The 24,872-nt window shown below is 50.2% G+C and carries 23 protein-coding genes and 1 pseudogene; 8 read left to right on the forward strand and 16 right to left on the reverse strand.

Going from position 1 to position 24,872, the window contains the following annotated elements; translation table 11 throughout:
• Positions 1-2: 2 nt before the first annotated feature.
• Both I4W93_RS09550 and mog read left to right on the forward strand, forming a co-directional pair.
• Complete coding sequence (locus I4W93_RS09550; protein ID WP_205311153.1) at positions 3-875, forward strand: U32 family peptidase; 873 nt, start codon at positions 3-5, stop codon at positions 873-875.
• A 153-nt stretch (positions 876-1,028) separates the two neighbouring features.
• A complete protein-coding gene (mog, locus tag I4W93_RS09555; RefSeq protein ID WP_438646775.1) occupies positions 1,029-1,565 on the forward strand; it encodes a molybdopterin adenylyltransferase in 537 nt (178 codons plus the stop codon).
• Positions 1,566-1,571: 6 nt separating this feature from the next.
• Here the strand turns inward: mog and I4W93_RS09560 are convergent, their stop codons facing one another.
• The 4 genes from I4W93_RS09560 to I4W93_RS09575 all read right to left on the reverse strand — a co-directional run bounded on the left by I4W93_RS09560 (position 1,572) and on the right by I4W93_RS09575 (position 5,860).
• A complete protein-coding gene (locus tag I4W93_RS09560; RefSeq protein WP_205311151.1) occupies positions 1,572-2,150 on the reverse strand; it encodes an ATPase in 579 nt (192 codons plus the stop codon).
• Positions 2,140-2,529 (reverse strand): TA system antitoxin ParD family protein, encoded by a 390-nt coding sequence (locus tag I4W93_RS09565; RefSeq protein ID WP_205311150.1) that lies wholly within the window; start codon positions 2,527-2,529, stop codon positions 2,140-2,142. The genes I4W93_RS09560 and I4W93_RS09565 overlap by 11 nt, the downstream gene beginning before the upstream one ends.
• Positions 2,530-2,609: 80 nt before the next feature.
• Positions 2,610-4,349 carry a bifunctional protein-serine/threonine kinase/phosphatase gene (locus I4W93_RS09570; RefSeq protein ID WP_205311149.1) on the reverse strand — a complete coding sequence of 580 codons (1,740 nt, stop codon included), beginning with the start codon at positions 4,347-4,349 and terminating at the stop codon, positions 2,610-2,612.
• A 14-nt stretch (positions 4,350-4,363) separates the two neighbouring features.
• On the reverse strand, positions 4,364-5,860 hold the full coding sequence (locus tag I4W93_RS09575; protein ID WP_205311148.1) for a NarK family nitrate/nitrite MFS transporter: 1,497 nt from the start codon (positions 5,858-5,860) through the stop codon (positions 4,364-4,366).
• Between the two features lie 303 nt (positions 5,861-6,163).
• Between I4W93_RS09575 and I4W93_RS09580 the strand changes: the two genes are divergently transcribed.
• From I4W93_RS09580 to I4W93_RS09590, 3 genes are all read left to right on the forward strand, one after another.
• Positions 6,164-7,492, forward strand: coding sequence for an MFS transporter (locus I4W93_RS09580; protein ID WP_205311147.1), 1,329 nt, complete (start codon positions 6,164-6,166; stop codon positions 7,490-7,492).
• A complete protein-coding gene (locus tag I4W93_RS09585; protein WP_205311146.1) occupies positions 7,483-8,685 on the forward strand; it encodes an NnrS family protein in 1,203 nt (400 codons plus the stop codon). The genes I4W93_RS09580 and I4W93_RS09585 overlap by 10 nt, the downstream gene beginning before the upstream one ends.
• 261 nt (positions 8,686-8,946) lie before the next feature.
• Positions 8,947-9,324 carry a putative zinc-binding protein gene (locus I4W93_RS09590; protein WP_205311145.1) on the forward strand — a complete coding sequence of 126 codons (378 nt, stop codon included), beginning with the start codon at positions 8,947-8,949 and terminating at the stop codon, positions 9,322-9,324.
• A gap of 26 nt (positions 9,325-9,350) precedes the next feature.
• Here the strand turns inward: I4W93_RS09590 and I4W93_RS09595 are convergent, their stop codons facing one another.
• The 4 genes from I4W93_RS09595 to norR form a co-directional block, all read right to left on the reverse strand.
• Positions 9,351-10,214, reverse strand: a complete 864-nt coding sequence (locus I4W93_RS09595; RefSeq protein WP_205311144.1) for a DUF5694 domain-containing protein — start codon at positions 10,212-10,214, stop codon at positions 9,351-9,353.
• A 125-nt stretch (positions 10,215-10,339) separates the two neighbouring features.
• Positions 10,340-11,125: a molybdopterin-synthase adenylyltransferase MoeB gene (moeB, locus tag I4W93_RS09600; protein WP_205311143.1), complete on the reverse strand. Its 786-nt coding sequence runs from the start codon at positions 11,123-11,125 to the stop codon at positions 10,340-10,342.
• Positions 11,109-11,510, reverse strand: coding sequence for a YbaN family protein (locus I4W93_RS09605; protein WP_205311142.1), 402 nt, complete (start codon positions 11,508-11,510; stop codon positions 11,109-11,111). The genes moeB and I4W93_RS09605 overlap by 17 nt, the downstream gene beginning before the upstream one ends.
• A gap of 20 nt (positions 11,511-11,530) precedes the next feature.
• Complete coding sequence (gene norR, locus I4W93_RS09610) at positions 11,531-13,057, reverse strand: nitric oxide reductase transcriptional regulator NorR (RefSeq protein WP_205311141.1); 1,527 nt, start codon at positions 13,055-13,057, stop codon at positions 11,531-11,533.
• A 170-nt stretch (positions 13,058-13,227) separates the two neighbouring features.
• On the opposite strand from norR, the gene ytfE reads away from it, so the two are divergent.
• Positions 13,228-13,944: an iron-sulfur cluster repair protein YtfE gene (gene ytfE / locus I4W93_RS09615; RefSeq protein WP_205311140.1), complete on the forward strand. Its 717-nt coding sequence runs from the start codon at positions 13,228-13,230 to the stop codon at positions 13,942-13,944.
• Positions 13,945-13,957: 13 nt separating this feature from the next.
• Here ytfE and I4W93_RS20520 read toward each other — a convergent pair.
• The 3 genes and pseudogenes from I4W93_RS20520 to I4W93_RS09625 all read right to left on the reverse strand — a co-directional run.
• Positions 13,958-14,062 (reverse strand): annotated as a pseudogene (locus tag I4W93_RS20520) (nucleoside deaminase); the annotation flags it as partial.
• A gap of 161 nt (positions 14,063-14,223) precedes the next feature.
• Positions 14,224-14,685: a GNAT family N-acetyltransferase gene (locus I4W93_RS09620; RefSeq protein ID WP_205311139.1), complete on the reverse strand. Its 462-nt coding sequence runs from the start codon at positions 14,683-14,685 to the stop codon at positions 14,224-14,226.
• A 354-nt stretch (positions 14,686-15,039) separates the two neighbouring features.
• Positions 15,040-15,492: a GNAT family N-acetyltransferase gene (locus I4W93_RS09625; protein WP_205311138.1), complete on the reverse strand. Its 453-nt coding sequence runs from the start codon at positions 15,490-15,492 to the stop codon at positions 15,040-15,042.
• 218 nt (positions 15,493-15,710) lie between these two features.
• On the opposite strand from I4W93_RS09625, the gene dinF reads away from it, so the two are divergent.
• Positions 15,711-17,033: an MATE family efflux transporter DinF gene (gene dinF / locus I4W93_RS09630; protein WP_224673364.1), complete on the forward strand. Its 1,323-nt coding sequence runs from the start codon at positions 15,711-15,713 to the stop codon at positions 17,031-17,033.
• 26 nt (positions 17,034-17,059) lie between these two features.
• Here the strand turns inward: dinF and I4W93_RS09635 are convergent, their stop codons facing one another.
• The 3 genes from I4W93_RS09635 to I4W93_RS09645 form a co-directional block, all read right to left on the reverse strand.
• Entirely contained in the window at positions 17,060-18,112 is a 1,053-nt protein-coding gene (locus I4W93_RS09635; protein ID WP_205311137.1) for an aldo/keto reductase, read from the reverse strand.
• Between the two features lie 167 nt (positions 18,113-18,279).
• The gene (locus tag I4W93_RS09640) at positions 18,280-18,690 is read right to left on the reverse strand and encodes a type 2 periplasmic-binding domain-containing protein (protein ID WP_205311136.1); all 411 of its coding nucleotides are present in this window, start codon (positions 18,688-18,690) and stop codon (positions 18,280-18,282) included.
• Between the two features lie 25 nt (positions 18,691-18,715).
• On the reverse strand, positions 18,716-19,096 hold the full coding sequence (locus tag I4W93_RS09645; RefSeq protein WP_205311135.1) for a hypothetical protein: 381 nt from the start codon (positions 19,094-19,096) through the stop codon (positions 18,716-18,718).
• Positions 19,097-19,334: 238 nt separating this feature from the next.
• Here I4W93_RS09645 and I4W93_RS09650 point away from each other — a divergent pair, with 238 nt between their 5' ends.
• On the forward strand, positions 19,335-19,745 hold the full coding sequence (locus I4W93_RS09650) for a hypothetical protein (RefSeq protein WP_205311134.1): 411 nt from the start codon (positions 19,335-19,337) through the stop codon (positions 19,743-19,745).
• 46 nt (positions 19,746-19,791) lie between these two features.
• Here I4W93_RS09650 and I4W93_RS09655 read toward each other — a convergent pair whose 3' ends face one another.
• Positions 19,792-21,867 carry a collagen-like triple helix repeat-containing protein gene (locus I4W93_RS09655; protein WP_205311133.1) on the reverse strand — a complete coding sequence of 692 codons (2,076 nt, stop codon included), beginning with the start codon at positions 21,865-21,867 and terminating at the stop codon, positions 19,792-19,794.
• A gap of 173 nt (positions 21,868-22,040) precedes the next feature.
• Positions 22,041-24,701: a CHASE domain-containing protein gene (locus tag I4W93_RS09660; RefSeq protein WP_205311132.1), complete on the reverse strand. Its 2,661-nt coding sequence runs from the start codon at positions 24,699-24,701 to the stop codon at positions 22,041-22,043.
• Positions 24,702-24,872 lie beyond the last annotated feature (171 nt).

A 24,872-nucleotide genomic window follows, 5' to 3' on the forward strand; every position in this document is an offset into this window, starting at 1 on the left:
TGATGAAATTTTCGCTGGGGCCGGTACTGTACTTTTGGCCCAAAGCACAGATGCTGCAGTTTTACCGCGAGGCCGCCGCCAGTGACATTGATATTGTCTATCTGGGCGAGACTGTGTGCAGCAAAAGACGTGAGCTTAAATTTGACGACTATATTGCCATTGCCCATATGCTGCGTGAGGCGGGTAAACAAGTGTGTTTATCGTCGATGACCTTGTATGAAGCGCCCGGCGAGCTGCGCGAACTGCGCAAATATGTCGATAACGGCGAGTTTTTGGTAGAAGCCAATGACGTTGGCGCCATTAGCATGCTGCAGCAACAGGGCCTGCCATTTGTCGCCGGTGCAGCGATTAACTGTTACAACCAGCATACGCTGCGCCGTTTAATTAGCATGGGCTTAACCCGCTGGGTCATGCCGGTAGAGATATCCGGCCAGTGGCTTAGCGAAGTATTAAACCAGAGTATTATTGCCGATATCCGCGACTGCTTTAGTACTGAAGTGTTCAGCTTTGGCCATTTGCCGCTGGCCTGGAGCGGCCGCTGCTTTACTGCCCGTTCGGAAAACCGCAGTAAAGATCAATGTGAGCTGTGCTGCATTAATTACCCACAGGGGCGCGAGGTGAAAAGCCAGGACGGCAGTTCAGTGTTTGTGTTAAACGGTATACAAACCCAGTCTGGCCAGCGCTATAACCTGGTTAACCAGCTAAGCACTATGCAGGGTTATGTAGATATAGTACGTTTGAGCCCACAGCAACAAGATACGTTTTACTGGCTGACGAAATTTAAAGCCAATATTAACGGCACAGCGCCGCAGCCACTGCCAGCAACCGACAGTAATGGCTACTGGCTGAACCTGGCTGGTATGGCAACGGGTTGATATCACCGTAGGGGCGCATTATTGCGCTCCCGGATGCAACAATGAATTTAGTTCGGGCGCAACTATGCGCCCCTACATCTGGGTTCGGCTTATTACCAACGTAGGGGCGTATAATTACGCCCTGCTGTTGCGAAACAATACCATACAGGAACAATGATGAACCAACATAACGCCAAAATCGGCATAGTTACCGTAAGCGACCGCGCCAGTGCCGGCATTTACGAAGACTTATCCGGTAAAGCGATCATCGATACGCTAAAAGACTACTTAACCAGTGACTGGCAAGCCGAATACCGGCTGATCCCGGATGAGCAGCCGTTAATTGAGCAAACATTACGTGAACTGGCCGACGACCAGGGCTGCTGCTTAATTGTTACCACCGGCGGCACCGGCCCGGCAAAACGCGACGTGACGCCTGAGGCGACAGAAGCGGTGTGTGACAGAATGATGCCAGGTTTTGGTGAGCTGATGCGTGCTGAATCGTTAAAGTATGTGCCTACAGCCATCCTATCGCGGCAAAACGCCGGCCTACGTGGCAGCAGCTTAATTATTAACCTGCCGGGTAAACCCAAAGCCATTCGCCAGTGTTTAGATGCGGTATTTCCGGCGGTGCCTTATTGCATTGATTTAATGCACGGGCCCTATTTGCAGTGCAATGAGGCGGTAATTAAAGCGTTTCGGCCAAAGTAAGCTGCTCTACACGCCGTATAATTCAAAAGCCCAGGCTGTGAAAGCCACACGCTGGCTTAACTGACCACGTTGAAAGCTAAACAGTAGTTCCGGTTTACGGTTCAGCTGACTGTTATCGTATACCAGACCTAAATCAGCTTGCAGCACAGCCTGACGGATCAGTGCTTTATTGCGCGCAAAGCGCTGACGTATTTTGTCTTCTGGTACATCGTGGCCGCCTTCTGTCACTCTTAATGCTACGCGGCGTACCGACAGCTCTGCATCAGCTACACCGACATGAAACACCATAATGATGAAACCTGCAGCTCTGGCCTGTAGCAGTAATTCCAGCTTGGAAGGATGAGAAAAAGTGGATTCGGTAACAAAGCTGTTTTTCTGTACCAAATACTCATCGCGCCGCTTTGCCGCCAACGCAGCCGCCGCATAAGCTCCGGTCATAGATTGATCGCTCAGTTCAGTTTTCTGAATAATATCGGCGTTAATAAAAGGTGCCTTTACTTTGGGCTTTAGCACCTGCTCATAGAAAGTTGACTTACCCGCACCATTGGGGCCGGCAAGCACGTACAGCACCGGCTTATTGCTCATCTGCAGCCCTGGCATTTATCTCGGCTTGAGTAACCACTTTGCCTACGTCATCCAGCCCGGCTCCCAAGCCTTGCTGTTGCCGCTTAAGATAATAAGCCTGCTGTTCGTTAGTGTAAGCGGTATTTTCTTCCAGCATGCCGGCTTCAAACATGCCCAGATAAACCGCGGCTTCTTCATTCGACGCCAGTTGATCCGGGCTCTCCTGACCTTGCAGAATAGCTTTAATTTTGGCCATATCAAATAACGGTGACTGCTCAACAAGCCGGCCAAGCCGCATCCAGTGCGCAGCCTGATCGCCGATAGAGCGGCTCATAAGCTCACTTTCTTTACGCACTTGCTGCACAATTTTCTCGTCGGCTACTTTTATAGTAACGGCCATCGTATACTCCTAGTGTCAAACTGACACCATTAAATAAAACAGCTAGAGTATAGTAAAGCAATACACTATTGCCAAGATGATCAGCGCCTAAGCAAAAACAGCCATACCACCAGCAATAAGGTAATAAACCAAAAGCCAGATAATAGCTGCCAGAACAGCAGCGGGTTGGTTTTGTGCTGTTGTTTAACTTCTTCGTGTAAAAACGCCGGATTCGGCTGCTGTAAGTCGGTTAGCAGCTGATTTATGCTCTGATAGCGCTGCGATAAATCCAGGCTAACGCCCTGTTGCAGTGCGCGGTCAAACCAAGTTGGAACAACCGGATTAAACTGGCTGGCACTAAGATAACGCAGCTTGTCGTAATCGGCTGCGGTGCGACACTCCTCTACTGCATTGCCGTAAGGCAAATGGCCACCACTAAACAGCTCGTAGGCGATGGTCGCCAGCGCATAAATATCGCCCTGTACGCCGGAATTATGCCCCAGCAAATAATGCGGATCAGAATAGGCCGCAGTGCCAAGCGCAGCATCATGCTGCAGCGGGCTGTAAATTTCAGCTAAACCAGCAACATACACCGAGCCAAAATCGACAATTTTTAAGCTGCCGTCATCCAGATAAATAATATTGCCCGGTTTTAAATCCTGATGAATAGCACCCATACGGTGAAAGGCTTTTAAGCCTTCAGCTATCTGTTTTACCAGTTTAATCGCCAGTGCCGGTTTTAACGGCTTGGGCTGGCGCTCAAACCACTGCTCTAAACTCTGGCCCGGCAGGTATTCCATTAAATAATACAAAAAGGTGCGCGGCCGGCTTTGTCGCACCACCTTAACTACGTAGTCTGATTCAATGCGCAGGCCTATCCACTCCTCGCGGATAAAACGGTCGATATAAAGCGCATCATCATCGTAATTCAGCGACGGGCATTTCAGCACAAGGGTAGCGGCGCTGGCTTCGTCCTCTACCAGATACAGATGGCTGCGGCTGCTGGCAAACAGCTCTTGTAACACCTTGTAGCCATCCAGTTTCATGCCGGGGCTTAATGCCGGCGGAAATGGCAGAGCGGTTAAGTGCTGGTTTAAATCATCCAGGCTTTGTTCAGGCAGTGCGGTTATTTCTAGTAAAATCAAGCTGATATTATCATCGCAACCCTGAGCTAACGCTTGCTGCTTTAGCTGCTGCGCAGTTTGTTCAAGGTCTGAGGCGGCTGACACCGCCTGCTGCAGCGCCTCCGGACTGATAAAGTCAGACAAGCCATCAGAGCAAAGCAAAAAGCGGTCACCGGTTTTGATACTGATACTGCCCTGCTGCAGCTCGAAGTGTACATCCATACCCAGCGCGCGGCCAAGAAACTGGCGCTGTTCGGATAACACCGTAGTGTGATCCTGGCTTAGTTGCGCCAGCAGCCCGTCGCGCCAATGATATAACCGGCTGTCGCCGATATGAAAAAAGTGCGCGGTTTGCGATTTAAGCACCAGCGCAGTAAAGGTAGTAAGATAACCTTTTTGTTCGTGCACAAACTGATGGCTAAGCTCGTACAGCTCGTTGTTAATGGTGGCTAGCAGCTGCTGGGCACTATAAGCCACTGACCAGCTATCCGGCGTCTGACTGTATTCGCGGCAAAACCGGCTCACCGCCCGTTTACTGGCCTGCTGGCCGGCTTCGGCAGTACTTACGCCATCAGCCAGGGCAAAGCAGGCACCTTTGTAAGTTAACAGGTGCGCATCAGTCGGTATATGCTGCGCCACTGCATCTTCGTTGGCTGGCTTGATGCCGGCCTCACAGACACTGCTGTAGCGTAGTTGCAGCTTAGATGCGCTCTTCACCTGCTTATCCTTGTTTAACCGACGTTGATACGGTGTACGGTGCCATCCTCGCCCACTTCAATGATGTGGCCTTTGGGGTCATCCAAAAACATCACCGCCACCAACCCTACCAGCGCCGAAGCGGCAATCACATAGAAAAACAGACTGTAGCTAACATAGCTAAGTACAGTTAAGTAGACCACAGCACCGACATTACCGTAAGCCCCTGCCATGCCAGCAATTTGCCCGGTCATACTGCGTTTAATCAGCGGCACAATAGCAAACACCGCGCCCTCTCCGGCCTGCACAAAGAAACTACAGGCCATGGTTGCCAGCACCGCCAGCGGGATCCACCAATGGCTGTCCATCAAGCCCATTAAGAAATAACCGGCCGCTAAACCACCAATTAAAATTAGCATGCTTTTGCGCCGACCAAATTTATCTGAAAACCAGCCGCCCATCGGCCGTGACACCAGGTTCATAAAAGCAAACCCCGACGCCAACAAACCAGCTTTTACTGCGCTTAAGCCATCGAAAGTCTCCAGGAAATACAGCGGCAACATCGATACCACCGCCAGCTCTGAGCCAAAGGTAGCAAAGTAAGCAATATTTAAGATACCCACCTGCTTAAAGCTGTATTTATCCACCTCGGGCACACCAGCCCGTAAATGTTCAGCGTTAATGCGCCAGGTTTGCTGGGTTTGCACGATAAACAGCAGCAATAACACGCCCCACAGTGCATACATCATATCGGTTGTAAACAGGTTGACGCCGGCCGGTGATAAGCGCCAGGCCAGCATGCCCAGCGCCAGATGCATCGGAATATTCATCAGCATAAGGCCCCACAGCGCCCCCCAGCTGGTGACCACCATAGCGCCGGTTTTTTTCGGTTTAAAATACACCGACCCTTTGGGCGTATTGCGGGCAAATTTGTAAAATACCAGCGAATATACGGCGGCAATTACGCCAACCGTGCCGATGGCATAACGCCAGCCGTCCTCGCCACCGTAGGCCAGTGCCAATAGTGGCAAAGTCATTGCTGCCGCAGCCGAACCAAAATTACCCCAGCCACCATAAATGCCTTCGGCGGTACCTACCTGATGGTGCGGAAACCACTCGCCGACCAGCCGGATACCAACGACAAAACCGGCACCAACAAAACCCAGTAAAAAGCGAAACAGCGCCAACGAAGCGTAGCTGTCAGCAAAGGCAAAACCAATACACAACAGCGCTGAGATAAACAGCAGTAACGAATACATAATGCGCGGGCCATAGCGGTCAACCAGCATACCAACGACAATGCGCGCCGGTATGGTAATGGCGACGTTTAAAATCAGCAGTGCTTTAACCTGTGCATCCGTCAGTGCCAGCGCTTCTTTAATATGAATAAGCAGCGGCGCATGGGCAAACCAGATCACAAAGGTTAAAAAGAAGGCAAACCAGGTCAGGTGCAGCATTTTTATTTTTTGTTCGGCAAAATTAAGCAGGTTTAACCCACTGCCGCTTTGTTGTGCTAAAGCAGGGCCAGCCATAACATCCTCCACAGGATTGATACTAAACTGCGGCAAGTGTAGAGAGCATTAAGGGCAAAATCATTGATATAAAACAAAGTTACCAAGCCAGTTTTTACAGTTAAAACAAGTAGATACCACCTTATAGGTAGTGGCGTAAGCGCCGCTAACAGCGGGCCTGCCAACTACTGCTACCTACTTTGGCTAGCCCAGCGTTATACCTAGCGCCAACATAGCGCGTCAGAGGTACACCCTCTTCGCTGCGGCAGCGCAGTGCTTTGGCGTTACACTACAGGCTACTACTTGCATGGCGGAGCTTTTGCTATGGCGCACCCGGCCCCAACCACACTGACTCAGGCAACCTTACCCGATGCCAACCGCGCCCTTTTACTAGCGACGCTGGCCTTTGCCGCCTGTTTTTCAGTGTGGACGCTGTACGCTGCGATGGGCATAGCGCTGCAGCAACAGCTTGAACTTAGCGCCACCGAGTACGGCATTTTGCTGGCGGCACCGATTTTAAGCGGGGCTATTTTGCGCTTACCTCTGGGTATATTGGCCGACCGTGTCAGTAGCCGGACACTATGGTTATATCAGATGCTGGCAGTGATCCCGGCGCTATTGCTGCTGCCAACGGTACAGAGCTATAGCGGCTATTTATGGCTTGGGCTGTGGTTTGGCATTAGCGGTGTGTCTTTTACATTGGGCGTGCGTTACGTCAGTCAGTGGTTTGGCTCCAGCCGCCAGGGCCGAGCTTTGGGCTTATTTGGTGTCGGCAATGCCGGTGTGGCCATTACTTTTGTGCTGGTACCGCTGGCTATTAACTATGCTGGCTGGCAATGGGTTGGGCCTTTATATGCCGGCGGTATGCTGGTCATCACCCTGCTGTTTGTCTTACTGGCACCGAAAGAGCCGCTGCAGCTAGTGCAAACGCAGAGCGCGCTTAGCCTGCGCCAACTGTGCAGTGATGCCCGCATCTGGCGGTTTTCGCTGTACTACTACTTTGTGTTTGGCAGCTTTTTAGCGCTGCTATTGTGGCTGCCGCAATACTATATGCAGGCCTATGCCATGGATGCCCAGCAGGCGATGGCGTTTACGCTGTTTTTTGTTACCACCTCCAGCATGGTGCGGGCGCTGGGCGGCTGGTTTGCCGATCGCTACGGTGGCCGCTCCGTGAACTGGAGCGTATTCTGGGTCTGTATTGTTTGCCTGTTTTTTTTAAGCTACCCGCCTACCACGCTGATTATTCATGGGCTGGAAAAAGACGTACAGCTGGTAATTGGTGTTAATGTGTGGTGGTTTACCTTACTGATTTTTATTATCGGCGTAGCGCAGGGTTTTGGCCGTGCCAGCGTTTATAAGGTTATTCACGATTATTACCCACAGCATATGGGCAGTGCCGGTGGCTTTGTTGCCGCCATTGGCGCCTTTGGCGGCTGCACCTTGCCGATTTTATTTGGCGTGGCACAGGATGTGCTGGGTATAGTCACCGGCTGCTTTATGATTTTATACGGCGTACTGGCGCTATGTATGATCACCATGTTTTTTGCCAATCAGGCGGCGCAATACCAACAAAAACTGGCGGCCGCGCGCGCAGATAACTTTCTACTTGATGACGATATGGCTGTTGAAGCTGAGGATAAACCATGCAAATAACTGATTTGGCAACTGAACAAAAGCTGTTGCCGCTATTGCGCCAGGCGTTTCGACCGATGTTTTTATTCGGCGCCGGCTTTAGTGCCATAGCTATGCTGCTATGGGGCCTTACCCTGGCCGGCCATATTCAGCTAAAGCCGTTTGCTAATGTGCTGTTTTGGCACAGCCATGAAATGCTGTTTGGTTTTGTTAGCGCTATTGTGATTGGCTTTTTACTCACTGCAGTGCAAAACTGGACTGGGCTGCGCGCGCCGCATGGCAAAAGCTTGCTGTTTATCAGCCTGCTATGGTTAGCCGGTCGCTTGCTGTTATTGTTCGGTGACGGGTTATCGCTGTACCTGGTGGCTGCAGTCGATTTAAGCTTTCTGCCCATCTGCGCTTATCTGCTTGGGGTACCGCTGATTAAAACCGGCCAACAGCGCAACCTGTTTTTTATTCCGGTGTTGCTGCTGCTAACCGCTTGCAACGCGCTGATGTATATCGGTGTCGCCACCCAGCGTTACGACTTAACCCAGCTTGGTAGCCAAAATGCCGTGTGGTTAATCACCTTGTTAATGGCAATTGTCGGTGGCCGGGTGCTGCCGATGTTTACGGCCAACGGTACGCAAACGAAAAAGGCTGAAGCCATTGTCTGGCTGGATCGCGCCGCGCTGGGCTCACTGTGGTTGATTTTCGTGCTGCACTTTTTTGCCCTGGCTAAGTACCTGCCACCGCTAGCGCTAAGCGGTTTATTTGGCTTAAGTGCGCTGCTAACCGGCCTGCGCTGCCTACGCTGGAAAATCTGGCTTACGCCAAAGGTGCCGCTACTGTGGTCATTGCATTTTGCCTACTGGTGCATCCCGCTTGGTCTGGCGCTATACAGCGCCCGCTATGCCGGGCTAAATATCAGCAACAGCATAGCGCTGCATGCGTTAACTGCCGGCGCTATGGGCAGCATGATCTTAAGCATGATGGCCCGGGTGTCGCTGGGCCACAGTGGCCGGCAGCTAAAACCGCATGCCATTATGTCGCTGGCATTTTTGCTGGTGCTGGCCGCCGCCATCAGCCGCACAGTATTAATTTGGCTATGGCCAGCGCAAACCATGCAGTGGTTGTGGCTGGGTGTCGGCGGCTGGGTGCTGGCGTATGCGCTGTATGTGTTGGTGTATTTCCCGGTGCTAACCACACCCAGGCCAGATGGCCGGCCGGGTTGAACAAGCGCTGAGTGCTACTGTAAAGGTTAGAACCCTGAAGAGTTGTCACAGAGTGTCTGACTGAGCGCGCCAGCAGCGAAGGAGTTGCTGTGACAAGCTCTGAAGGCGTTGTAACCTAAACACCGAGCCGAACCAACCGGTTGCAATTCCCGCTGTTACCTCTGAAGGGGTAAGGCTGCGGTGAGTTTGATTTATATCAAACCGCCCGCTGCTATGGCTTTTACACTAGAGCAATGATCTGCTGTTAACGGAGCCCACACCATGCCAAACCACTACGATAACAAACCGCTGGTTTATGCCTGCTCTGGCTGCTCGAATGTTGCCCAGTTGGCCAACGATTTGGCCGTAGTGCTCGACCGCGAAGGCTCGGCGCAAATGTCGTGTATTGCCGGCGTCGGCGGTAAAGTAAAGCAACTGGTAAAAGTGGCACTGTCCGGCCGGCCTATACTGGCGGTAGATGGCTGCCCGCTTAATTGCGTTAAACAAACTCTGGCTACAGTAGACGTAGTGCCCACCTGGCACATAGAGCTAACCACACTAGGCTATAAAAAGCGCGACCACGAAAACTGTGGTTTAGACGATGCTTATAAACTGCTGCAAATGGTGCATAGCGATATCCTGCTGCCAACTGCAGGATAAGTGGCCGCCAACTCAACAACTCAGGACTACTTTGCGGTTAAATAATCCAACGTATTGACCATGTCGAATTTGGGGCTGCGGCGGATAAACTCCCTGAGCATAGCGGTATGGGCAGAGCCCATTAAAATCAGTACCCGATCATCTTTGCTCATGGGGATGCGGTTCAAATTGGTATAAATTTTCATATTACGCAGATAAAACTGCGCCGCTTGCTCTGCCCCTTCAAAGCCATCGCCAATGCCAACGTAAAACAGCTTATCGGCATTGGTATTAAGTGAGTAGTCCAGCATTAGCGGCTGATTGGTTAGTTGCAATTGCTCCAGCAACGGCAGCTGTTCAAAGCGTTGATTAAGCTCAGCTAACTTAGGGTAATGTAAAAATGGCTGATGAGTTAATTGCAGGTAGGTTTGCCGGTCAACCGCGTTTTCCAGCTCAGGGCTGTTTTCAATAAAGTCACCCAAACTGTAGTTGTATCCCAGATGATGGTCGATACCGTACACTTTCTCCACGCCACTTAATCTGGCGATATCAAAGCCCAGCATACTGAGCTCACCATAACGGGTGTTTAACTGCTCAGGGTTAGCTAAAAATGCCTGATAGGCCTGGTTCATTGCGGCCATATCTTCCGGTAAAAACTCCAGGCAAACGATAGTGGGTTTAAATTGAGCAAGCAACTTAGCAATGTTTCTGACTGCCTGTTGGTTTGCTAGATCATGTTCATCAAATTCGACTTTATTGGCGTCACTGGTCGCGCCAAAGTGAAAGCTGCCTATATTCAATACTTTAATTTTGTCAGCATTCACAGTCCCGGCCTCAGCCAGTAACTCTGAGTCCGTTGTACTGCTGCAGCCAACAAGGCACAGCACCAGCAAAAATAGGATATGTTTCATTGATATAGGCCAAAGGATTGAAGTAGCACCAGCATAGCCAACATCCGCAGGTGCAGCAATATTAAGTGACTAAAGGCTCCGCTTGGCGCGGATCATAATCTGTAATAACCAGCTGCTGTCCTTTATTACGTCGGGTTAGTTTGACTGTCGCCACACACGCTGCAACAGGGATCTTTTATTAAGTTAAACTGGCGCCACTGGCTGGTTAAGCCATCAAACAACTGCAATTTGCCATACAGCGGCGTGCCGACACCAGCAAGTATTTTTACCGCCTCCAGCGCCTGCATAGTGCCAATGATACCAACTATCGGGCTTAAAATGCCCGCTTCCATACAGGTTAATTGCTGCTCGCCAAATAGCTGACTTAAGCAATGATAACAAGCGCCGTCGCCCTGCATGCTAAAGCTGGCCACCTGACCTTCAAAGCGAATAGCCGCGCCTGATACCAGCGGCACTTTGGCCTTAACGCAAGCAGCGTTTATCGCATTGCGGGTGCTGAGGTTATCTGTACAATCGAGCACCAATGAATATTGTGGCACCAGGGCGGCTAAATCTTGCGCATTTAAACGTTGCCGCAGTGCCTGAATGCTTATTTCAGCGTTTAGCTGGCGTAAGCTTGCCGCTGCCTGCCCGGCTTTACTCTGACCAATATCGGCTTCGCCATACAGTATTTGCCGCTGTAAATTACTGCGGTCGATAGTGTCATCGTCTACCAGCATAATGCTACCGACACCACTGGCCACCAAATATGGTGCGGCGGCGCAGCCTAAACCACCAACACCGATTAACAGTACTTTACTTGCCAGCAGGGCTTCCTGGCCGCGAAAGTCCATCGCGGGCAGCATCAGCTGACGGCTATAACGCAGCGCCTGTTGTGTCGTCAGCTCAGTTAATTTACTGGGTGTTGTCATGGTGTCGTTCCTGCAAAGTCAGTTCGGGGCGGCGCCATAGCCAGATAGCGACCAATAGCAAAAAGCACGGCAGCAGCAGTTTTAACACTAGCGGTGCTGCAGATAGCTGCAACAGCAGCACACTGGGCAACATCATGGCGCTGGCCAGATATTTGGCGCGCCGCGGCACCACACCATATTTCCGCCAAGCCAAAATAGGCGGCCCCAGCGTGGCGTGGGCTAATAAACGTTGCTCTAGCGCTGGCCAGCCTTTGCCGGCAGCCCAGGCGCTAAGTAAGATAAACGGCACCGTTGGCAACACCGGCAGCGGTATACCTATTAACCCCAGTACTAAGCTTGTCAGCGCCAGGGCACGCCAGAACACTATTCGGCTATAACACCACATGGTTTTGCTCCTGAGTCAATTTACTTAAGTCCCAGCCGCTGTGCCAGTTTGTGCAGGTTGCTGGGGTCCAGCTCTAGCTGGCGGGCCGCCTGTGACCAACTGCCATCGTGCTGCGCCAGCGCCTGTTGGATCATCTGCCGTTGCAGTTGGCTTACCGCCTGCTTCAGCGTTATGCCGTTGACTAGCGTATTGCCGTGCAACTCAGTGTGCACAATAGCCGCCGGTACCGTATCGATATCCAGCAAGGCCGCCTCTAAGGTGACAATGTCACTGCGCGACGCGCCCTGGCTTAACGCTTTTATTGCGGCGCGGCTGATCACGTGCTCCAGCTCTCGCACATTGCCCGGCCAGTTATAGCTAAGTAAGGCCAGCTCGGCATCGCCGGATAAACGTAGCGCACGCAAGCCCAGCCGACTGCGGTTTAACTCGAGAAAATGGCCGGCCAGTAACGGAATGTCGTCCGGCCGTTCGCGAAGAGGCGGTATCGGTAGCGGGTACACCGATAAACGGTGATACAAATCAGCGCGAAATTCGCCACTTTTTACCTGTTGCTTTAAATCACGGTTCGTGGCGGCCACTAAGCGCACATTTACGGTGCGGGTTTTATCAGAGCCCAGGCGCTGAATTTCGCCGTTTTGCAGCACCCGCAACAACTTTGCCTGCACCGCCAGTGGCAGCTCGCCCACTTCATCTAAAAACAAGGTACCGCCATCGGCGGCCTCAAAGCGGCCAGCACGTTCGCTGTGCGCACCGGAAAAGGCGCCTTTGTTATGGCCAAACAGTTCGCTTTCAGCCAGACTTTCTGGCAAAGCTGCGCAATTAATATAAATCATCGGCTTAGCCGCGCGTGCCGAGCAACGATGCAAATGACGGGCAAACAGCTCTTTTCCCACCCCGGTTTCGCCCAGCAATAATACCGGTAAATCGGAGTTAGCCACCACCGTCAGCTCCTGCAATATTTGCTTTAACGCCGTGCTTTGACCAATTAGCTCGTAACGCTGTTTGGCGGCAGGTTCAAATTGTTGCTCATCAGATTGTTGATTAAGCCTAAGCGCACGGTTGGCTTGCTCCAGCTCAGTCATACGTACGGCGGCCTCTACCAGCAGGCTATAGCGCTGTAACTCATATACTGCTGCGGCTGAAAAACTGCCCGCGGTTAACGCATCCAGTGTTAGTAAGCCCCAGCAGCGACCTTCAATATACAGCGCTGTGCCCATGCAATCGTGCACCGGCAACGCCAGGCCGGGCTGATCAGCTAATAAGCCATCATAGGGATCAGGTAGCTCAGAGCCAGGGTCAAACCGTACCGGGTTGCGGCTAGCTAAAATAGCGGCTAAGCGCGGATGCTGCGCCACCACAAAGCGCCGGCCCAGCGCCTCTCGGACTAAACCATGTAAGGCAACCGGCTTTAGTACATCGTGCTCCAGACGCAGTAAACCAACAGCGCCACAGCTAAAATGGCTGCGTAGTGTACTCACCAAACGCTGCAGACGCACGGCAGCAGGCAACTCGGTAACTAAATCGGCAACTAAACTCTCTTGCAGCATGGTATTTTTTACCCTTGGGTATTTTTTACCCGGCATTAACTGGGTTTAATGTACCACGACAGAAAATAAAGCTATATAAATCAAAGGTGGTAGTTTTGGCCTGACTCTTGCCCTTTAAGCCCAGCTGCGTCGCATTGGCGCTACGTTAAATTGTATAAGCAGGAGTTTTTATGTCAGCAGTTACTACTTCAACTTTATTAGATCAATCTTTAGGCCAGCTGGCGACCAGTATTGCCGGCGCTACCGCAGTATTTCATCAATACAAACTGGATTTTTGCTGTGGTGGTAAGCACAGCCTGCGCGATGCACTGGCAAAAAAACAGCTGGCCGAAGCGCCGGTATTAAGCGCGCTACAGCAATTACAGCAGCAGGACGGCGAGTTAACTGACTGGCGTAGCAAACCCGTAAAACAGTTGATTGAGTTTATTTTAGAGCGTTTTCATCAGCGCCATCGCAGACAGTTGCCCGAGCTTAGCCGTTTAGCGCGGCGGGTAGAGCATGTGCATGCACTCGATGCCAATTGCCCAACCGGCCTGGCACAGCATCTGGAAGAGATGTATCAGGAGCTGGAAAGCCATATGATGAAAGAAGAGCAAATTCTGTTTCCTATGCTCGCCGGTGGCATTTACCCCAACGGCCCGATAAGCGTAATGGAAGAAGAACACCTGCAGCACGGCGATGCGCTGGAAACCCTGGATAAGCTAACCAACAACATTACGCTGCCAGCAGATGCCTGCAACACCTGGACTGCACTATATCTGGGGTTAAAAGAACTAAAAGAAGATTTAATGCAGCATATTTTGCTGGAGAATGAGATTTTATTCGTACAACCTGCCAGAGCAAACCACGGAGCCGACGGCCAGATGTGCTGCGGCAGTTGCCAGTAACCATTCTGTCATCAAAGCTCAGGTATTCACCAATCACCACCTTTGGAATGCCATATAGCAATACGGTGCCGCTGCACATATCGCAGGGTTACAAGGTAGAGTACAGCGTAGCGCGGCGGCAATCGGCTGCATGTAGGTATCTGTCATATTTGCTCCTGTGCAAAAAAGATTCTGGATTCACTTTTGGCCATTGTCAGGCTTAACTCTACCAGTTCAGGTGAAAAGGGCTACGATCAGCAAAAAGTGCATAGGCTAGCGCCTTTATTGGTTAGGCTCTGTTTATCCACGCAAGCTCAGTGTCATAAAATGGCTATTCGGGTCTGGTTTATACTGGCCAAAAGGGTCGCAGTCACTAAATCCAAACTTACGGTATAAGCCTCTGGCCGGAGCGAAATAATCCTGAGTACCGGTTTCTAAATTAAGCGCAGAAAAACCCTCGGTTTTGGCATGCTCAATAATAAAATGCAGTAACGCCTGCCCGATGCCTTTGCCCCTAAAAGCCTTAGTGGTGCGCATTGATTTAAGCTCTGCCAAACCGCTATCCAGTGCTTTTATCGCCACACAGCCGGCTAATTCGCCATCCAGCCAGGCACTGAAAAAGCGTATATTGCTGGCTTTTAACGCAGTAATATCCAGCGCATGTACACTCTCTGGTGGTGAGGTGGCGTACATATCGGCTAAATGCTCTTGCAGTAGCGATATCACCTCACCGCCGGCTAAATCATCCTGCACAATTTTCATCTTATTCCTCTGGGTCAGGCTGCAACTGCGACATACGTGAACATAATTTCCATCGACACTTTGTCGAGCATATCGGTGAAACACAGGAACAATACATCGATTTACTGCGATTAGACAACGCCAGGCAACTGCTGGCGGAATTGATCGACTGCCAAATTAATGTCTGTTTTTCGCTCATTACTGCCGTTTAAATGCGCAGCGACGATATCAAACAAACAGCGCCGCTGGTATATCAAAGCGCTTGGATAAAGCGCGGATATGGCTCGGCGTTAGCGAGCGCTTACCGCTGAGTATTTGCGATAGCCGCGATTTACCGCCTTCTGCTAAAAAGCGTTTATCTGCTGCAACGGCTTTTTAATCCCGAACGTTAAGCTCCATCACAACCCCGTCGTTCTCATCTTCCTCAGTAACCACAAAGCCAAAGCGGGCGTAAAAATCGCGCATGGCATGATGGCCGGGCATATACAAAATAGAAATAATTTTACACTCGGGTATTTGGCTTATTTCTGCTATTGCCAACCGGGTGGCTTCAGTGCCTATGCCCTGCCCTTGCAGTTTCAGGTCGACCATAAATTGGGCGATATAAAACTCATCCGGCAAGCCTTCTTCCAGCTCTTGGTAATACTGTAAAAAACCCACAACCTCATCGCCACGGTAAATGGCACGGTTTACGTAATGAGGGTAAAAATGTGATTCCGCTATCGACTCTGCATTTTGCGCAACATAGTCTTGCTGCTGCGGGCTTATTTGCAGATGAATAACATCTAGCCAATTATCCTTTGTTACTTCACGCAAACTAATTTCCACGTTATTTCCTTATTTTTAACAGTCGCAGAGATTAATTGTGCCTTAATGTGGATTTTCAACGTCAGATTGCAAATTTAGTGTATGCCCCCTTAAACAACCGCGCAGTTAAACTGCCAGGTCTTGCTGTTGCGGTTTGGCAAAATGACTGTTGCCGCAGCAACGGAGGGATAATGTGCTAGTATGCCAAACACTGATAACTGCTTGACGATACGCACGCTTTGCTGAACTTTTTCCAGCCCAAACAACAGCAGGTGCTGTTAATTGCCCTGCCGATGATTGCCTCTAACCTGACAATACCGCTGCTGTCACTGGTAGATACTGCCGTAGTGGGCCACCTGGACCATGCCTGGTATTTAGGCGGTGTAGCGCTGGGCAGCAGTGTTATTAGCCTGCTGTTTATGTTGTTGGGCTTTTTGCGCATGAGCACCACCGGTTTAACGGCGCAGGCGTTTGGCGCCACTGATAAGCCAGCAATACGCAGCAGCTTGCTGCAAGGGGCTGTGGTAGCACTGGCCTTAGCACTGCTGCTGTTACTGCTGCATTCTGTGGTGTGGCCGCTGGTGCAATGGTTCAGCGCCGCTGGCAGTGACGTATTACAACAAGCCGGGATATATTTTCATGTCCGCATTTGGAGCGCGCCAGCGGCACTGCTTAATATGGTGTTGTTGGGCTGGTTTTTAGGCCTGCACAATGCCCACTACCCCATGTGGCTGCTGTTACTGGGGCAAAGTATTAATATTGTGCTGGATGTCGTGTTTGTATTGGGGCTGGGCTGGAACGTTGCCGGTGTAGCCGCCGCCTCGGTAATTGCCGATTACAGCACGCTACTGGTTGGCCTGGTGCTGGCACGAAAGGTATGGCAGCAGCAACAACTTGGCGCGTTAAGCCAGGTAACCTTGCCGCTATTTAGCGGCTATGGCCGCTTATTTGCGCTTAATCGCGATATTTTTATCCGCAGCCTGTGCCTGCAACTGGTGTTTGTGTTTATAGCCTTTCGTGGTGCCGCCTTTGGCGACAATATAGTGGCGGCCAATGCGGTGCTAATCACGTTTTTAATGCTGGTATCTTACGCGCTTGATGGCTTTGCCTATGCCGCTGAAGCGATGACCGGCAAAGCGGTAGGCGCAAAAGATCAGAGCGAATTGCAGCTGTTGTTTACCCTACTGGCCCAGTGGGGTTTGCTTTTGGGCATAGGGTTTAGCCTGCTGTTTTGGCTGGGTGGCCCGGCATTAATCAGCGTGCTTACCTCTATTACTGCGGTGCAAACTACAGCAGAATACTACCTGCCCTGGCTAATTGCCCTACCCTTAATAGCGGTATGGAGCTACCTGTTAGACGGCATTTATATTGGCGCTACCCAAGGGCGCGCTATGCGTAACAGTATGCTGTTATCCTTAGGCGGTTTTGCACTGTGTTATGCCTTTACGCACAGCCTGGCTAACCATGCCTTATGGCTGGCACTGTGCGTGTTTATGCTGCTGCGCGGCCTGACACTGGCGTGGCCTCTTTACCGGCGCAAAGTGAGGGTATTATTTACATGAAAAGCAGCGCCGGTAGTTTTTATCTGCTAAAACGGCGCCGGATATTGCTGTAAAAACTGGGCTATGTCATCCAGCATCGCCGGGGTTAGCACCAGTGCAAACGCCGCCATATTTTGCTGCAGCTGTGCCATGTTGGTGGCGCCAATAATGGTAGAGGTTACCCCATCAACCTGATTAACCCAAGCTAACGCCAGTTCAGCTGATACCACATTGTGGCTGCGTGCCAGCTCGGTAAAAGCGGCGATGGCGTTATTTGACTGCGGTGTATCACGAAACAAGCCATTGCGCTGCAGCATACTCCAGCGGCTGCCTGCCGGACGGGCTGCACCGAGGTACTTACCTGTTAAGGCACCACCAGCCAGTGGCGACCAGGGTAGATAGCCGATATTTTCATGCACACATTGCTCAATTAAATATGGCCAGTCTTTAGTATGCAGTGGGCTAAATTCATTTTGAATGGACACCATCCGCGGCAGATCATGCTGCTGACTTAATTGTAAATATTGGCTAACACCCCAGGGTGTTTCGTTCGATAGCCCACAAAAGCGAATTTTGCCAGCCTTAACACAGCTGTCTAAAGCCTGCAGTAACGCTAGCATCTGCTCGGTTTGCGCATCAGAATTAATGTCAGAAAAACCAATACGCCCTACCCGGTGCTTGCCAAAATGCGGCGACACCCGGTTTGGCCAGTGTAATTGGTACACATCGATATAGTCGGTTTGCAAACGCGCTAAAGACCCTTCTACCGCCTGCAGCAGGCTTTGTGGTGTCATGTCACTACCATCACGCACATGCGCCAGGCCCGGACCAGCCATTTTGCTGGCCAGTATAGTATGTTGCCGTTTACCGGCATTGCGCTGAAAATAATCGCCAATAATACGTTCGGTGGCACCGTAAGTGTCGATAGTAGGCGGAATGGCGTACATCTCGGCGGTATCGATAAAATTAACCCCCTGCGCCAGCGCATAATCCAGCTGCGCGTCAGCGTCGGCCTGGTTGTTTTGACAACCCCAGGTCATGCTGCCCAAACACGCCCTTGATACCCTTAACCCACTACTGCCCAAAACAGAATATTGCATATAACAACCTATTATAATCGTGCTTATTTACTGCCTTATACGTTGATATTGCCAGCCCGGCTACGGCTAATGCAGAAAAAATGTCGGGCTGAAAATCTGCCAGCAAAGAAAAAACGCCGCTCAAAACTGAGCGGCGCACTGCTATACCTGGTACGGCAGACCACTAATTAGTCAATTTTCAGTAGCACTTTTACCGCCGACACGTCGGTGTCACTGCCTACATAGCCCAGAATATTCGGATTGCTACTCACCAGCTTGATCATCTCTTCGTCGCTACTTACTTCTTTTGGTGGTGTACCTTTACCGGTAAATACTAACTTAGACCAATACGCTTTAATTTGGCTGGATGAGCGGCCCAACGCCTTTTCGTCAAAGCTACCGCGTAACGTATTGGCATCGGTCAAATTTAACGGCAATACCGCATCACCATTAGCAAAGCTGCTGCTTTTCCCGGTGTATAACCGTTGTAGCTCCTCAACCGTAACACTGTTGCTGTTAGCCGGATGTGCGATAACAACAATACCTGCCTGTACCGTACCCATTACTAGAAAACTCAATATAATAATCACTGCTTTCATAATCTATCTCCGTTTGGCGTAAGGGCTAAAAAATAAAATCATAAGACAAGTAAGCCCATTCCAGGCTCAGCTCGCTGTCTACCGCTCGCGCCATAACCTGGGTAACCAATGACAATTTATCGCTGAAATTCACGTTTAACTGCGCACCCAGTCGACTTTCCTGCTTGAAGCTCCAACTGTCATTGCGCTCGTAAATGCCGCCGTTGTTATAATCTGTAATAAAGCAGGGACACTGATAACTCACATAGTCCGGGTCGTCCACATCGCCTGACAGAACCTTCCCTACAGCTACCGTGCCAAACCCATTAAAGGTGTAGTTTATTTCAGCTTGAAGCGGTGCCGACGCAGCCACGGCGAATAATATCAATGCTGCATTTGACGAGCTGGTTTTGCGACTTAGTGCCATATCACCCTCTTCAAATTATCTATCTGTACACGTTATGACTGTAGACGTAGCACAGGCAGTTGCAATGAAAATGCCTGATATATCAGTTGGCTTCGCTTTAATTGCCTTTTTAGACATATATCTGCAGCAAGATATTAAAGACATTCCCGCTTTTTATGCTGCCAGGTTTTAAAGTAATGGCGCAGCAGCGCCACTTTGTACGATAATCGTGCCATCATTATCAGCTTCAGAGTACTTTATGCGTTTTATCACAGTGTTATTGCTTCTATTGTTGGCCACCTGCTTAGCCGGCTGTTCTGACGCGCCGGGCACTATTAAGCTTAAACAGTTGCTACAACAGCAGTTTGATCAGCAATACGATGGCTTGATTAACATAGCTCAGCTGGAAAAACTGAACGGATGGTCTGACAGCGAAACTCAGTACATCGTCGAAGTTAGCTACGATATTGAATTTAAGCAGTCATTTAAAAGCTATATTGATGCACAGACAGCAAAACCTGGCAATGTGTTGGAAAAAGTGGCCAGTGGCATGGCGGCCGGCTTACTAAAACTGCAGTACGGCGATTTTAAAGCCGGTGATGTTTATCAGGTAAAACAACAAAAAATCACCTTACGCATGACAGAAAATGGTTGGGCGTTAACCGATTAACTACGGCGGATAACACAGCAATGCGCCGTGTTATCCGCTGTGTTTGTTAGCGGCGATTATTCAAATACTGTGGCATAACAGCTACAGATTCTGGCGCGGTGAAACTGTAACTTAAGCTGGCTGGAATATTGCCACCGTTGCTGTTAAGTATGTTGTCAAAGCGCAGCAACAGATTGTTAGATTTTTCAGCTACGTACAGATGCTGACCGTGATACATAATGTCTACCGGATTACCCAATGCCGTAGCAGCACCGCTAATACTCACGGCTATCTCTGTTAAACCACTGGCTGCGCTAATGTTATTTAGCACATACAGTTTACCGTCACCGGCATCAGCTGCACTGCCCACATCAGATAACAATAAACTGTCACTGGCAAAATCGTAATCGATACCATGCAGGTTAGTCGGCGCCGCTACAGCAACGCCAGAAAAAGCCGGCATAATGGTAACATCCGCAGTGCTAATTTCCGTGGCACCGGCTAACCATTTAGCTTTAACCTGAGAAAACACCGCCACGTTGCCGTTGGTTAGCGCGACAAAGGCTTTGTCTGTTGCGGGGTCATAGTCGACATCCCATGGCCGCGCAGGTGCAGTGTTAAGGCTTAGCAACGGCGCAACATTGCCCGCGGCACAGCTGGAATAAATGTGCACGGCAGGTGTAACCGCATTGTTCTCTGCCACAAAAATCAGCCCGCTGGCAGAATCAACATCCAGCCCTTTTGGCGAAATAAGCTTAGTATTTGCACCGCTGATCAAGCGGTCTTGTGAGGAGGAAAATTGTTCGCCGCTGCGCTGACTAGCCACACGGTTAGAAATAACAATACCGCCACTGTCGGCAGTATCAAAGGTAGCGTAACTATCACCGGCAATATCAAAAGTGACACTTTCTATATTTTGCAACGCATTGTACTGGCTAAGCTCGCTAGTTAAATTGGCATTGATACGGCTGATTTGACCGGAAGTAGCACCGGTAACCGCTGGATTGCTCGATACCGCCACCCCTAATAAACTGGCGTAGCTACTATCAGATACATCGGCAGCGTTAGTTTTTTCGCCCAATTGTACCAAGGCTTCAGGTTTGCTATGCGCCGTTGACAGCGCTGGCACCACGTCACCACTTGGTCCGGCAAAAATATTGCTAAACACCAAAACGGCATCGTTAGCTTTTTCGGCCACTCTAAGCTCGGTGCCAGACAACACAATGTCAACCGGATTGCCTAACTGTGTCTCCGGTCCCTTAATGGTTCTTGCCGGTACAACGGCGCCGTCGGCAACGGACACATTGTTAATAACAAACAATGCCCCATCGCTGGCATCACTGGCACTGCCAACATCGGACAACACCATTTTGTCCGTGCTGCGGTCGTAGGCTATGCCATGCAGATTTACCGAAATTTGCTTGCCTGCGGCATCAGACGGCACAATATTCCGGCTCGGCATGGCGGCATAATTGCTGGCAACGTAACCGTCATAAACTGACAACACGCCATTGATCAGGGCAACATACAGTCGGTCGTTTATCTCATCATAAAACAGGTCCCACGGCGCGGCTTCCGTCGTTGTGGTTGCTAGCGGCGCGACATTGCCTGCGGCAGCGCCACCAAATACGCTCACTTGCATGGCGCTGTTATCGGCAATAAAAACCAAGCCGCTAACTGCAGCGAAATGCATGCCCTTGGGGTTTACCAGCCCGGTTGCAGCGCCGGTTAATTCGCGGTCGATGGTGTTGTTAAATACGCTGCCTTCATTGCGCTGGGCAATATTACACACGGTTTTTACACTGCCATTGGCTGCATCTCCGGCCTGAAGCAGGTTATTTAGTGCGTCCAGTGTCACGCCTTGGTTGTTCAAGCCGGTATAGCGATTTAACTGCGCAGCATATTGATCCAGCAAGTCAACACTGCCCGCGTTGTCTGCACCATTATTGGCAACTAAAAAGTTAGCTGCAGCTAAGCCAGGCGTACCATTGTTGCCGGGGGCGCCGGTTTCGCCAGGCTGCCCAGGAGTGCCATTGCTGCCATCTTCGCCTTCGCAGCCGGTCAATGTTATTAACAACGCCAATGTAATAGTGCTGAGAGTAAACTTAGCCATTTTAGGCAAGGTTGTTGTGGTAACGGTCATGTTGTTTCACCTTGTGTTATTAACAGTAATTGGTGAACAACTGCATCAGTTCAGCGATACGCAAAGTAAGCTAGTCGCTGGCATCTTATTCACCCCTGCCAAGTAACGACCTTGCCACCAGATTGGATGCAGCTAGGGGAGAATCTTTGTAACCGAATAAAAAATAGCCACTGCTAGCCCGGCAACGGCATCGCAGCAACGTGCTGATATAAGGGTAAGCGGATAAAAAACGTGCAGCCTTTACCTTCAACTGTTTCAAACCAGATTTTACCCTGATGTTTTTCCACAATTATTTTGGCAATTGCCAGGCCAAGCCCGGTACCACCAACCCGGCGGGTATCGGTAGAATCCGCCTGACTAAAGCGCTGAAACACCTGTTGCTGAAACGCCAGCGGAATGCCGTTACCCTGATCTTGCACTGCAATATCGACAAATTGCGGCGCTGATATCGCCGTAAACACCGTAACACAACCATGACGAGGCGAATATTTAATGGCATTTGACAATAAATTAGCCATAACTTGCATTAGCTTTACCTCATCGCCGCTAATAACCATGTCTGTTGGCACTTGTTGTAAAACTAATTTAACGTCGTATTGACTGGCATAGCCGGCATTTAAGTTTATGGCCTTGGTTAAAAATGTCTCCAATGCTATAGGCTCTTGTGCTAGCTGGTAATTTTCGGTTTGGTGTTTGCTTAGCTCAAGGATATCATTCACCAGCATGGTTAAACGCTGGCTGTTTTGCATAGCCAAGCTAACCAGCTCAGCCGCTTTTTGCGGCAAAGGCCCGGTAACACCACTGCTTACCAAGCCCAAACTGCCCATAATCGATGTTAGTGGTGTACGCAGTTCATGGCTGACAGTGGAAATAATGTCGTCTTTAATCTTTTCTGCTTCGTGCCGCTCAGTCAGGTCGCGCAATATCACCGTAAAGCGGCTTTCGCCATTAAATTCCATCTTGCTGAGTGCCACTTCAACCGGTATAGCAGCAGTGTCTTGGCGCATTACTGTGCTGTCAAAACGGGCGTTGAGCGGGCTATTGTGCAGTTCAGATTCGACTAATGGGTCTAATTCAAGTTTTGGCAAAATCATCTGCACAGACTTGTTAATCAACTGAGTAGCTGGATACTGGGTAAGCTTTTCACCAGCCGGATTAACACTTTCGATATTGCCTTTACTATCAAAGGTTAAAATGGCATCAATTGCGTTATCCAGCACACCTTTTAACTCAGCTGAACGTTTGGTTACTAATTGACCAATGTAGTGTGCCCTGCCGGTAACTACCAGTAAAAAGGCACCAAGGATACTGGTAAACAACAAACCTATCGTTAGCACGTAAAAGGCTAAAAAATCGGAATTAAGGCTTTTGTATTCAGCCGACAACCAATACTGCGCCTGCCATTGTCGCCCGCCAACCGTTATATTCAATGACTGTTCTAACTGCAGCGGTGTGGACTGCGGCAGTGCTGCAGTTTGGTATAGCAACGCGTTGTTGTTACTGACGTCGGTCAGGCGCATCTCCAGCATACTGCTATCTTTTTCTGTTAGTAAATTTTCGATTAACGGCTTGAAGGCTAGCACTGCGGTAACAAAGCCGGCTATATGTTCGCGGCGCTGCGCCTCATCTAACGCGGGTACACTATAAACCGGAAAAAACAGTAACACTGCATCTTCATTGCTTTGCAGTAAGTTAATTTTTTCACTGACACTGAGCTGGCCGCTATCAAGGGCGGAGAATATGGCGGCTAATCGTACCGGGTTGGACAAAATATTCAGGCCAATAACAGCCTCATTACCCGCCAGTGGCTCTATATACTCTACCACCACATAATGCTCAGCTTCGGCTGAACGTTGCTTTTCACGTTGAGCGGTAAAATCAAAGATGAATGGCTGGCCAACGTCCTGCTGTAATGTTTGCTCGAACTCAGACCGTTGTGACTGACGTAGATAACGGTTCCATGACAAACCACGCACGTCATCATCACTGCTACTGCTGAGAAAAAAATCTGCATAGCCTTTAAACTCGCCACGGGATACATTGGCTGAATAAGAAAAGAATCGCTCTAACGCCCCCAACGCCAATACCGTGCGCTCCAATCGGGATCCGAGCTGTTCGTGGGTAATGTTAACGTCCTCATTAAACTCAAACTGCCGCTGGCGTACCTCCCAAGAGCTAAACGTTATAAACATCCACATCAACCCAACGCTCAACATCACCAACGGCAACCCAACTGCCCAGCGCCGCTGGCGCCAAACGCCACGCCCTGGTGCCAACAAAATAAATAGTAGTGGCGCGCTAACCAGCACCCCCAACGAGTCGCCCACCCACCAAGTTACCCAGGCGTAAGCTATACCAGCGGAGTTTAAAGCGCCGGCATAATACAAACTACTGACACCGAAACTGGCGTTCACCACACAGGCTAGCGGCCCGGCCAGCAATAAAAACAGAATAATATCGGTATCGCGGATTAACTCATCTGGTGCAGTAACATATCGGCGCACCAGGTAAAGTGCCAACAATGCTTGTAGCGTTGCTCCCGTCGCGGCGCCGAAGGCAATAGGCAGGCCGGCGACAATATCGCTACCACTGTCAAAACCAATCCACAGGTTTAACAAAAGTGAGCCAAGAAAAATGCCAGGCGCGCAATAGCGACCGAACAACAACATTACCACCAGTGCTATGCCGGCCGGCGGAAAGATGGCCGTCGCATAACCCGGTGGTATCGCCAGTAATACTGACAAGCGACCAATACACGCATAACACAGTGCCAATAACAGTATGTGGAATACCTTACTACCAAACGACGATACTGCAGCTGAACTCTGGGGCATTGGCACGCTCATATATGTACAATTTTAAACAACTTCCAGAAAGATAGCTTAAAACCTGTATGCTGCGCATCTGTTTCATAGCAAAACCTGAAAACGATATCGCCACAGGCAGTCTGGCTTTGTGCATAAAAAAACGGCTGCCACATGGCAGCCGTTTTCAGCTTAACAGTT

It is taken from the genome of Rheinheimera maricola (genome assembly GCF_016918075.2).
Taxonomy (GTDB): domain Bacteria; phylum Pseudomonadota; class Gammaproteobacteria; order Enterobacterales; family Alteromonadaceae; genus Alishewanella; species Alishewanella maricola_A.